Source organism: Nitrospirota bacterium (assembly GCA_040756155.1).
In the GTDB taxonomy this organism is placed as follows: Bacteria; Nitrospirota; Thermodesulfovibrionia; order JACRGW01; family JBFLZU01; genus JBFLZU01.
On sequence record JBFLZU010000066.1, the window covers coordinates 4,694 to 15,770 of the forward strand.

Genomic DNA, 11,077 nt, shown 5'->3' on the forward strand with positions numbered 1-11,077 from the left:
ATAAGTTATCCTCCTTCCTGCCTGCATCTTCTTCCTCAGGATTGCCTTGATAACTTCCATTGAGAGAAATACAACAAAACCGAAGGCGAGGATTATCCCGAGATCAGAGGCTGATGGCTTGAGTATTCCAAAAGCATCACGCACAGATGGAAGCTGGATCAATACAGTAACCAATGTCAACTCCCATACAATAGCTATAAGAAGCCACTTGTGAGGCGGTGCCTTGAAGATGCTGTATCTCATTGAACGGAAGTTGAGGGCAATGATGATCTCTATGATTATAAACAGGAAGAACATCTCTGTCCTCGCATGTGTTATGTCAGTGAGCTCGTGGAAGAAGAGATAGTAGAAGAAGGGTATTTCAATAAATAGTGCCAGCAGAATGAATGCCCTCACATCCCAAGAAAAGACACTTTCCTTTGGGTCTCTTGGTGGCCTCTCCATGATATCAGGATCAGGTGGAGCAATCCCCAAGGCAAGTGCGGGGAGTCCGTCGGTCGCTAAGTTTATATACAATATGGCTGCTGGCAGGAGGGGTAAATATTCAGGACCTAAAACCAAGACCACTCCTCCGATAACGACAACCTCTGTAATGTTACATCTTAAGAGATAGGTGAGGTATTTCTTTATGTTATCGTAAATCCATCTACCCCGCTCAATAGCCTTAACAATGGTCGCAAAGTTGTCATCACTCAGAACCATATCAGCAGCCTCTTTTGTTACCTCGGTGCCTGTAATACCCATGGCCACTCCGATATCGGCGTGTTTGAGTGCAGGTGCATCATTAACACCATCACCTGTCATTGCGACTACTTCACCTTTCTTCTTCCACGCCTTGACTATCTTTAACTTATCCATTGGAGATACCCTGGCATAGACGGTTACCTTATCCACAATATTCTCAAATTCCTCATCAGACATCTTCTCTAACTCTTCGCCTGTCAGAACTATATCGCCTTCTTTATAAATACCGATCTCCTTTGCTATGGCTACTGCTGTCAGTTTATGGTCTCCTGTAATCATTATAGGTTTGATACCCACCTGTTTACACACATCCGTAGCCTCTATTGCCTCTTCCCTCGGTGGGTCCATCATCCCTGCAAGACCGAGGAAAATCAGGTCATGTTCAATGGCATCTTCAACACATACTGTTTCCTCTGGAAGTTCTCTATAAGCTATTCCAAGAACCCTTAATGCACCCTGGGCCATTTCTTCATTTACCTTTAAAACCTTAGCCCTTTCTTCCTCTGTCAGGGCTCTCGCTCCATTTCCATCGGATATACGGGAGCATCTTTCCAAAACTATCTCTGGAGCTCCTTTCATAAATGCCATTCTTTTGCCATCCTCCATCTGATGGATAGTAGTCATGCGTTTTCTCTCGGAACTGAAAGGTATCTCCTCTATCCTCGGGTTTTCAAGCCTCATCTCAGACTGATGTAAGCCTGCCTTTGCTGATGCCACAACGAGGGCGCCTTCGGTAGGGTCACCTTTGATGAACCATTTACCATCCTTTTCATCCAGGTGTGCATCACTGCATAGGAGTCCTCCCTGAAGAAGTAATCGAAAAGATTGATTATTAGTTACATTGACTATATCAGAGCCTCTGAACTCCCCCTCTGGTGCGTAGCCAACACCTGTGACCTCTATAAGTTTGCCCCCAGTAAATATTTTCCTTACAGTCATCTCCCCCTTTGTTAGTGTGCCTGTCTTATCTGAACATATCACTGTGGTGCATCCGAGGGTCTCGACCGCCGGCATCTTCCTGATAAGGGCATTTCTTTTAGCCATCTGATGCATACCTATTGCAAGGGCGCCAGTAACAATGGCTGCCAGTGCCTCAGGCACCGCTGCCACTGCGAGGGCTACTGCAAACATCACCATGGTTATTATAAATTCAAGATCAATCTTGCCACCTAAAGCCTCCCTTACTACGCTTATTCCTGCAACAAGGAAACAGATGCCAAGAGCAATTATACCAAGCCATTTGCCAATCTCTTCTGTCCTCTTTTCAAGAGGGGTCGTCTCTGTCTCTACTGTAGTTACTTCCTCAGCGATTTTACCAAACTCTGTACTCATACCTGTTGAAGTAACCACAGCCTTACCCCTGCCGTATGTTACTGTAGTGCCTGTGAAGACTATATTTTTTCTATCACTTACACGCATATCCGCAGGTAATGGTTTTATGTCTTTACCTACAGGAACGGATTCTCCTGTAAGGGGTGCCTCATCGCATCTCAAGGAATGGTTCTCGACCAACCTCCCATCTGCAGGGATCTTATCTCCAGCTTCGAGGAGTAATATATCACCAGGGACAAGTTCCTTTGAAGGAACTTCTTCTTCCCTGCCTCCCCTCAAGACTGTTATGGTAGGAGAGAGCATCTTCTTTAATGCCTCAAGTGCCCGCTCTGCTCGATATTCCTGAATAAATCCCAGGACAGCACAGAAGACAACTATTACCCCTATGATGGCGGCATCCACAATCTCTCCGATAAGTGCTGAAAGCACAATGGCTATAAGAAGGATGATAATCAGGATATTTTTGAATTGATTTATGAAGATAGTGAATGGTGAAATCCTCTCTTCTTTTTTTAGTTCATTATAGCCATATTTTTCAAGACGACTTCTAACCTCATCCCCAGTTAAGCCCTTATGGAGATCAGTATCCAGTTCCTTTAAGACCTGTGCTGCCTCTATCGAATGCCAGACTACCTTTCCCATATAAACACCTCCTGTTTAATTAATTTTACACACCCCAACCCCTCTTGTTAGAGGGGACTATTGGGAACATATCCCTTTTCCTCTTCTTCCCCTCTATTTACTTTATTACTTGATAGGCATAAAATCAATATGAAACCGCTCTATTAGTTATTTATTATTTTTATTTTTGTATTTGTTGTTTTTTGTTTGTATCTGTCAAATGAAGGGGGGAGGCGAAGCCTCCCCCCTTCTTCCGTTACATTTAAAAACCCTGAAGACTCTTAACTAATTGATCTCCTTCCTTATTAGAATTGAGTTGCGAACAGAATACCACCGAAGATTAAATAAGCAAGGACCAGCGTCCAGAGGATATTAAGTGCCTGAGCGCCAAGGAATGCTACTGCAGGCTTTCCACCACCCATTGCTAAAAGTTCCTTGAACTTCGTCTCAAGCCCTATGCATAAAAAGGCGAAGGTGAACCACCAGCCCCTTAAAGGCGATGTAATCTTTGTAACAGCCTTAGCATCTGCCTCTGCCATAAAGAAGGAGAATACAAAAGAGGCGATGATGAATCCTACCACGAACTTCGGGAACCTGAACCATATCTCTGCGATACCTGGTTTTTCACCAACCTCTTTCCCTTTGAAAGTAAACCAGACTGCCAGCAAGAATGCAGCCGCCCCAATTAACACATTCTGTGCCATCTTCACGATAACCGCCACTGACATTGCCTTCTCACCAGCTATAGCACCTGCTGCAACAACTGCCCCTGTCGTATCAATAGTTCCACCTATCCATGCGCCAGCCACTGCATCGGGCATACCAACTGCCTTTGCAATAATAGGCATAAGTATCAGCATCGGGACTGCACAGAGTAGAACCAGAGAGATTGCATGGCTTACCTTCTTCGGGTCACCCTTTACAGCACCTCCTGCGGCTATCGCTGCAGAGACACCGCAGATAGAGACCGCAGTTCCGAGGATGGAGGCAAACTCGTCATCAAGACCGATTTTTTTCGAAATCCAGAAACAGGCATAGAAAACAACCACGATCATCAGAATAGCCTGAAGCATCCCATAGACTCCAACCTTCGCAATTACGCCAAAGAGCACCTCTGCACCCAAGAGGACAAGTCCTATCTTGATGAAGAACTCAGTCTTTACAGCGGTCTTGAGCCAATCAGGCACACCAATAACATTGCTTATAAAGAGCCCGACAAGGAGTGCCCAGAAGACAACCTCAAATCCGTAGTAAGCAAGTGTAGAGTTTCCACTGATGAAAAAGGAAAATGCCACAAGGATCCAGACGATAGGGAAACCCATAGTGAAGTTCTTTATAGACTCTCCCATAAGAAGCATTCCTACTCCAGCAAGGACATAGAATCCTATAAGTATATACAGGGCATTCTTCAGATTACCAGCCGAGAGAACCTTCCCTATGGTATTACCAGCAGGACCCTTGATGTCTTTACCGAGTTTCTCCCCCTTCTTTTTAAGGTCCTTATCCTTTGCTTCCTTTGCCGCCTTCTCGAGTTTTCCAGCGGCATCTCCTATAGCCTTTCTGTCCTTTGCATCGAGGGCAGACTTAAGTGTTACTGCAGATTTTTGAAGGGCCTCTTCACCCTTTGCCTCCGCATCCTTTGCGAGGGATTCAACCTTTGTGGTAAAGCCTGCAATCTTGCCTTGAAATGCACCATCAGTCATCCACTTCCATCCTGGAAGTTTGATGGTAAGTCCAGCCATAAAGATGATCAGGATGAGAAAACCTATCCATACAGACATCCAGTCATCCTTCCTCCAGAGGGTAGTCCAGTCAATTCCTTGTTTTTCTGCCATATCCTAAAACACCTCCTCCCAAAATCAGATATTAAAACGCAATATTAAAACGCAGTACACCCTTTACCCTGGGCTTTAATTAATCCCTCTTATCACCTCCTTTCTCTATTTTTCATTCTATCATAAAACTATGCTTTGTCAAGTTTCTGTATCTTTACTTCTTCTCTGCTGCCTTCTTCATCTCCTCAAGCGCCTTTATCGCCTTGTTTACCTTCACAAAGTCATACCAGTTCTCGTTAGCAACAGGATATTTTAGATTGCTACCGTAAACTATCCACGAGTCATCATAATTGGCAGGGTCTTTAAAGCCCATCAGCCTCAACTGTAAATATGTAAGGGTAGAGCGGGTTCCTGTCTGGCAGTAACCAATTGTCCTTTTGTTTTTGTCGAGTTTTCCAAAGAGTTTTCCGAGTTCGTCCATCGAGTCAATCTTACCTGTCTTATGGTCGTAGGTCTCTGTATGGGATACATGAATCGTGGTATTAGGGATGTATCCACCTCTGAGTGCCCTTATATCAGCACCCTTATGTTCCTTCTCTGTCCTTGAATCTATAACCTGCACGCCCTTGACCTCTCCCTTTGCTATCTTCGCTATCTCAGAGGTAGGAGCGATCCTGCTTTTTACAACCTTTGCCTTGTATGTTGCGGCAGGGTGCTTCTTCTCAGCCTTATCAACGGGCTTGCCAGCTGCCTGCCATGACTCGATACCACCATTCATGAAATGCACATTTTTGTGACCGAGATACTCAAGTATCCAGAATGCAACCGATGCAGAGGTTATGTGTTTGGCATCGGAATAGACAACTACATGTTTATCTGCACTTATACCAGCACTACCCAATATCTTCTCAAGGTCTGCTGTCTTCTTTACCCTCGCAGTAGGGTCTCTGAGAATCTTGGAACATGGTCCACCGAGGCTTATTGCCCCAGAAATATGACCAGCGGCGTAAGCCTTTTCATCCCTGCAGTCAATCACGACCCAGTTGGGCTTGGCTATATTGTCAGCAATCATCTTAACATCTGCCAGTAAAGCAGGATTTGCATAATCTGCACTGAAGGCTGAAGGGACTACAAATAGTAAAGCGACAAACAATACAACAGACAACTTAAAACCTTTCATCCTCTTCATTATTACACCTCCCCCTTAAGTGATAAGGGATAAGCTTACCCCTTAATCCTTAAATCCTTTAGGACGTTAGATAATTTATCTATCTAACGTCCTTTAATCCTGACGATCCTTCACTCCTAACCTAACTTTGAACCACCTCCTTTCCCGATCAAAGAAGTCATCAATTAAAGGGGTCAAACCTATAAAAGATACATTCTTCCCCTGCCATATATCGGTTCAACCCCTAAAAAGAATTAAGCAATAATAATGCCATAGAGAAAGTCACAGAAAAATAAGAATTTTTTATTATTGGCGAAGGTCTATTGTGTTCCCGAATGAGGACAGAATTGAAATAATGTTCCCTTAAGGGAACTTAATCCACACCATAATCCTTCAGTCTTTTCCAGAGGACCTTTCTGCTTATTCCGAGCCTCTTTGCTGCTTCTGTCTTTTTCCCCCCTGCTTCATTGAGGGCTTTGAGAATCCTCTGTTTTTCAAAATGCCTGATACCTGCCTCAAGGGTGAGGTTCTCAGATATGCTTAATATCCCCTCCCTCATACTTGAAATCTCATCTGGCAGGTGGTTGGTTTCTATAACTCCATCCTTTGATAATACAACTGCCCTTTCTATAGCATGTTTTAGCTCCCTTACATTTCCCGGATAACTGTAAGACAGAAGCATGTCATAGGCAGTCTGGGAGATCTTTAAATCAGGCTTAGAAAACTTTTCGCCAAATTGTTTTAAAAAATGCTCTATCAGATAGGGGATATCTTCTTTCCTTTCTTTTAATGGCGGGATCGTTATCGGAATAACATTTATCCTGTAATAAAGGGCATCCTTGAACTCTCCATCCTTTATAGCCTCTTTAAGACTCCTGCTTGTAGCATAAATACTTCTTACATTGACCTTGATGGGTTCGCTACCACCTAATCTTACTACGGTCTGATCTTCGATAACTCTAAGGATCTTTGTCTGAAGCGCTAACGGCATATCACCTATCTCGTCAAAGAATATACTTCCTCCATCAGCGAGTTCAAACTTGCCCTTTCTCCTTTCAATAGCACCCGTAAAGGCACCCTTTTCATAGCCGAAGAGTTCTGACTCAAGGAGGGTCTCAGGAATAGCAGCACAGTTTATTTTTATGAATAGTTTGTCCTTTCTCGAACTGAGATTATGGATAGCGTTTGCCACGAGTTCCTTTCCTGTGCCACTTTCACCCTGAACGAGCACAGGGACATCGCTCTTTGCAATAGAGGGTAGGGAATCAAAAATATTCCTCATGGATGGACTCACGCCTATAATGTTTTCAAAATCTCTTTTTTCTTTGAGGGTTTCTTGAAGACGGCTTAGCTCAAGTTTGAGGGTATGAAATTTAAAGAATCGTTCTATCGTCACTAACAGTTCTTCATTTGAAAATGGCTTGGCAAGATAGTCAAACGCCCCATCTTTGATTGCCTGGACAGCGGTCTTCACATCAGAATAGGCAGTGATTATTATTACACCAGTTTCTGGGGAAAGAGACTTTGCCTTTCTCAGTATCTCAAGACCATCATGCTGTGGTAGTTTTAAATCAGTTATAATCAGGTCGTAATTACCATTTTCAATTGCAGTAAAACCCTGTGACCCATCCTCACAGAGGGTAATATCATAACCTGAAGAGGCAAGAAAATGGCTCATCCCAAGTCTCATGGATGGTTCATCTTCGATTATGAGTATCCGCTTCTTCATACGAAAATGCTCCTCCATCCGTCATTCCGTGCTTGACACGGAATCAAGTTCTTTTATCTTCTGGATTCCCGCTTTCGCGGGAATGACACCGGAGAGGATAGGCAATTTCACAGTAAATCGTGTTCCCTTCTCAGAGGTCTCAACAGCTATCTCACCTTTATGCTGTTCGACTATTGCCCTGCTAACAGTAAGACCGAGTCCTGTCCCTTCTCCAACATCCTTGGTCGTGAAAAATGGGTCAAAGATGTATGGGATTTCCTCCTCAGGGATTCCTCTCCCTGTGTCAGCAACAGATACCCAGCAGTACCCACCATTTACAGTAGACTCAATAGTCAATACCCGGGGGCTTCCATCCATCGCCTGGATAGCATTTATTATCAGATTTAAAAATACCTGCTCCATCTTGTTAGAATCAATCATCAGTTCGGGGATATCTTTAGAGAGGTTTTTAATAAGCGTAATCTCCTTTTTTGTGATAAGATACTCAGAGAGCCTGAGCACATTTTCTATAATCTTATTTATAGAGCAGGGTGAGAGCTTTAACGGAGCACTCTTTGAAAAATCAAGAAGTAGTTTCACTATATTCTGGATCCTGTCGAATCCTGAATTGACCAACTCTATATGTTCTTTCTTCGTCTCTTCATCCATCTCTATTGTAATAAGGTTATTGAAACAGAGTCGTATCCCGCCAAGTGGATTATTGACCTCATGGGCTATACCTGCGGATAGTTGTCCTAATGCAGCCAGTTTTTCCGTTTTCATTATCTGCTCCTCAATCACCTTTCTCTCTGTTATATTTTTAACATAGTGAACCACACGGCTTACCTCGTTAGAGTCGTCAAAGATAGGATAAAAATGGACGGAGTAATGCTGTCCATCCTGTGTTTTACAGTCTCCATAAATAGCCCTCTTTTCGATTAGTACCTGTTCAAGAATACATGCAGAGCAACGGCTATCATCCTGATGGGCTATTTCATGACATCTTTTGTTTAAGACTACAGGAGAACCTTTTAAAATCCATTCGCGGTATGCCTTGTTGCTCATAATTATAGAACACTCAGGATTGACCAGAGCAAGAGGGTCGCTGATACCATTGAAAATGGACTGAAGGGTCTCTATATTTCTTCTCAGGTCATCCTGGGCAGCGGAGAGATGAGATGCCATTATATTGAAGGATGACATCAGGCTACCTATTTCGTCACTTCTGTCACTCGGTATTTTTTTGCCTAAGTATTCTGTTCCATCGGCAATCCCTTTGAAGACATCAGATAACTGTTTGAGGGGTTTACTGACCATCTGCCAGAATGTACCATGTAAAATTATAAGTAGTAAAAATAAAATAGAAACACCAAAAATAAATGAGTCAATTGCTGCTCTTCTAACACCTGCTATGGCAATATCGAGAGGAACAGCTACAGATTGTGCACCAACTACCTCCCCTATCTTATATCCAAATCCACCCTCAGTACTATACCTTTTTATGAGTCCCTTTGGTGCTTCAGATGGATTACCATGGCACTGAAGACAGCGTTTTTCTCCAATCACCGGCTCCACTCTGATAAGGTATTTTTGATTCCCTGATTTAATTATCTCCTGCCATTCTTTTTGATCCTTGTTGTTTTTAAAGAAGGCGATCATCCTGGAGTGAAAAGGATTCGCCTTATTTTTGGGATTGCGTGGATTCTCCGATACCCTTTTATAGGTATACTCACTTACCTGGAGATTAAAGTGTCTCATGACCTCGTTAGTTACATAGGTGGTTGACATTGCCTCAACAACGAAATCGTCATGGGATTCTACTTGATGAAGGAAATTAAACATCCTCGGACGCAAGGTCTCTCTTATATAGTCTCCTACTGCCTTTGTCTGAGCGAGGATGATCCTCGTCTTCTCCTCTGCATCCTCGATGACCTGATTCTTCATATAATAATAAAAGAGGAGAGAGAGTAGGGCGCAGAAGAATAAAAGAATAAGGGCAACGCTCAGGCTGAATTTGGTGCTGAGTTTAAGTTCACTGATTTTCATTAATCAAAATATATCACAAAAGGCAACTTGATACAATAGTCAAGATGTTAACAACTTCGCCTCGACATCTGCACTGCTAATTTTATGGCTTCAAGAAGACTGGTTGGGTCAGCCATCCCCTTTCCAGCGATGTCATAGGCAGTACCATGACCAACAGATGTGCGGATGATGGGCAGTCCGAGGGTGACATTTACCGCTTTCCCGAATGCGAGCATCTTGAGTGGTATAAGTCCCTGGTCATGATACATTGCAACAATTACATCGTAGTCTCCCTTATATGCTTTATGAAATAATGTGTCAGGGGGGAGGGGACCTGAAGCATCAATCCCTTCTTCTTTTGCCAGCGCCACCGCAGGCAGGATTTCTTTTCTGTCTTCCTCGCCAAATATACCACCTTCCCCTGAATGCGGATTCAAACCACAGACAGCTACCCTCGGTCTTTCTATCCCGAAATATCTCATTGAACTGTGGGCAAGCCTTATCTTCCTGAGGACATCTTCTTTCTTTATGAGATACGGAACATCCTTCAGCGGGACATGGATTGTGACGAGCACGACCTTAAGATTACCACCGACAAGCATCATGCCAAAATCAGTAGTGCCTGTAAGTTCAGCGATAAGCTCGGTATGACCCGGATAACTGTATCCTGCCATCTTCAGGGTCTCTTTGTTAACAGGTGCGGTCACAATGGCTGCTATCTTCCCCTCAGATGCAAGTCTGACCGCTTCCTTTATATAATCTACAACCGCCCTACCAGCCTCTGCCTTAGCCGTTCCAAATTCGAGCAGAGAGGGACTGTAGTTCTCAATATTATAGATTATACCCTCGAAGTCTAAGGAGACTCCAAGACGGACTGATATTTCATTCATAATTCTCATATCCCCTATGACCACAGGATGGCATATATTCCGTATCTCTGAAGACAGAAGGGTTTTTGTAATAATCTCAGGACCGATGCCGTTTGGATCACCTATCGTAATCCCGATGATAGGCTTATTTTCCATTTTTTCTTTCTTTATGTCCGTTGATCAATCAACGAGGAGGAACCTCGTTGTCTACCTCTTTCGGTGCAAAAAACATCTCTGCATTGAAGGTCCCGATGATTACCTTCTTAGGACATCTCGGAACACATATACCGCAACCGATACATTTTTCTCTGTCAACCACATGCATCTTCTTTATCTCGCCAGAGATGGCATCCACAGGACATATCTTCCGACAGATAGCACAACCGTTACAACCTTCTGTTATCAGAGCCTTTGTCCTCTCAGGTATATAATCCATTATTGCATTTGTAGGGCATTTTGTCACACAGAGACCACAAGCCCTGCATTTATCAAGGTCTATCCTTGCGAGGTTGTTTTCCATTACAATAGCCTCAAATGGACATGTCTTTACACAGATGCCACACGCAATACAGCCAACATGACAGTATTTTTTGACAACAGAACCTTTGTCTTTTGAATGGCAGCGGACTATCACCTGTTTTGATAGTGGAAGTATCTCTATTACCTTCTTCGGACATGCAACAGCACATTTCCCACAGCCTGTGCATTTAATCAAATCCACTTCAGGCAGATCATCTTTTGTCATTGTTATAGCATCAAAAGGACATACAACCGCACAGGTGCCATAACCGAGACATCCGTATATACACGACTTATCCCCACCACCAGCAAGGAC

The 11,077-nt window shown here is 43.4% G+C and carries 7 protein-coding genes; all 7 read right to left on the bottom strand.

Going from position 1 to position 11,077, the window contains the following annotated elements; all coding sequences use genetic code 11:
* On the bottom strand, nucleotides 1-2,718 hold a 2,718-nt coding region (locus AB1488_06745), incomplete at its 3' end, for a cation-translocating P-type ATPase (protein MEW6409794.1).
* A gap of 284 nt (nucleotides 2,719-3,002) precedes the next feature.
* Nucleotides 3,003-4,532, bottom strand: a complete 1,530-nt coding sequence (locus AB1488_06750) for a putative sulfate exporter family transporter (GenBank protein ID MEW6409795.1) — start codon at nucleotides 4,530-4,532, stop codon at nucleotides 3,003-3,005.
* 154 nt (nucleotides 4,533-4,686) lie between these two features.
* Nucleotides 4,687-5,661, bottom strand: a complete 975-nt coding sequence (locus tag AB1488_06755) for a rhodanese-like domain-containing protein (GenBank protein ID MEW6409796.1) — start codon at nucleotides 5,659-5,661, stop codon at nucleotides 4,687-4,689.
* 352 nt (nucleotides 5,662-6,013) lie between these two features.
* Nucleotides 6,014-7,369, bottom strand: coding sequence for a sigma-54 dependent transcriptional regulator (locus AB1488_06760; protein MEW6409797.1), 1,356 nt, complete (start codon nucleotides 7,367-7,369; stop codon nucleotides 6,014-6,016).
* 21 nt (nucleotides 7,370-7,390) lie between these two features.
* The gene (locus AB1488_06765) at nucleotides 7,391-9,394 is read right to left on the bottom strand and encodes a DUF3365 domain-containing protein (GenBank protein ID MEW6409798.1); all 2,004 of its coding nucleotides are present in this window, start codon (nucleotides 9,392-9,394) and stop codon (nucleotides 7,391-7,393) included.
* Between the two features lie 47 nt (nucleotides 9,395-9,441).
* Complete coding sequence (gene pdxA / locus AB1488_06770) at nucleotides 9,442-10,398, bottom strand: 4-hydroxythreonine-4-phosphate dehydrogenase PdxA (GenBank protein MEW6409799.1); 957 nt, start codon at nucleotides 10,396-10,398, stop codon at nucleotides 9,442-9,444.
* Nucleotides 10,399-10,426: 28 nt separating this feature from the next.
* On the bottom strand, nucleotides 10,427-11,077 hold a 651-nt coding region (locus tag AB1488_06775), incomplete at its 5' end, for a 4Fe-4S binding protein (GenBank protein MEW6409800.1).

Coding starts and splice junctions, on each gene's coding strand:
- AB1488_06750 (MEW6409795.1), bottom strand. CDS start 4,532: ATGGCAGAAAAACAAGGAATTGACTGGACTACCCTCTGGAGGAAGGAT.
- AB1488_06755 (MEW6409796.1), bottom strand. CDS start 5,661: ATGAAGAGGATGAAAGGTTTTAAGTTGTCTGTTGTATTGTTTGTCGCT.
- AB1488_06760 (MEW6409797.1), bottom strand. CDS start 7,369: ATGAAGAAGCGGATACTCATAATCGAAGATGAACCATCCATGAGACTT.
- AB1488_06765 (MEW6409798.1), bottom strand. CDS start 9,394: ATGAAAATCAGTGAACTTAAACTCAGCACCAAATTCAGCCTGAGCGTT.
- pdxA (MEW6409799.1), bottom strand. CDS start 10,398: ATGGAAAATAAGCCTATCATCGGGATTACGATAGGTGATCCAAACGGC.